Annotated in this window: 1 protein-coding gene; it reads right to left on the bottom strand. The window is 59.7% G+C overall.

Annotated features, from left to right (window positions below; translation table 11 throughout):
* Window positions 1-219: 219 nt before the first annotated feature.
* Window positions 220-594, bottom strand: coding sequence for an endonuclease domain-containing protein (locus tag N5J71_RS22330; RefSeq protein WP_125875054.1), 375 nt, complete (start codon window positions 592-594; stop codon window positions 220-222).
* Window positions 595-787 lie beyond the last annotated feature (193 nt).

Below are 787 nucleotides of genomic sequence, written 5' to 3'. Positions count from 1 at the left end.
GTCCGTGCAGTCGTCTCCCAAGGGGAGAGGGGAACCGTTCAGTGGCGGCTGCCATATCGGCATTCCGCCAGCACGTCCGGCGCTTGAAGCCCCCCCCCACGACCCGCTTCTGCTCCCAACAGCAGGGAATCGCATCTCGCAAACATTCCCCTAAACCAGAGGTACCCGCGATCCGCTCCCCTCGCCCTCCGGGAGAGGGGTTGGGGGTGAGGGGGGCTTTCAGCGCGCCAACAAAGCAATCCGCTCGCTAGCCACCCGATAAATCTCCTGCAACACAGCCTCGGTTTCTTTCAAGGCCTGATCATTCCAAAAACGCAGCACCATGATGCCTTCACGCTCTAATTTCAATGTCCGTGCAGCGTCGTCTTCACCACCGTGCTGCGAACCATCCAGTTCCACCGCCAGTTTCGCCGCCTCGCAGTAAAAGTCGAGGATGTAAGGCGGCAACGGGTGCTGCCGACGAAACTTCAAACCGCCCAACCGCCCCGAGCGCAGGCAATACCACAGGCGAACCTCGGCATCGGTTGCCGTCGTGCGCAGCTCCCGCGCACGCTGCTTATGCCATGCAGGAAGCGGTCTGTGCTTGGGTGGCATCCTTGCCCTCTCTTTAAATTTTAAATTGTGATAACCCCTACCCTCACCCCCGGCCCCTCTCCCGAGGGAGAGGGGAGGTGTACGGTGAACGTTTGATCAATCACATGCAGTCAGTACGATCGTTAGCCTGGACATAGATTTCAGCCCTGCGCCGTTTTGCTTGTCTCCCCTCTCCCTCCGGGAGACGACTGCA

Source organism: Ectopseudomonas oleovorans (genome assembly GCF_029845265.1).
GTDB lineage: Bacteria > Pseudomonadota > Gammaproteobacteria > Pseudomonadales > Pseudomonadaceae > Aquipseudomonas > Aquipseudomonas oleovorans.
This window is presented reverse-complemented; position numbering and strand designations above follow the sequence as displayed.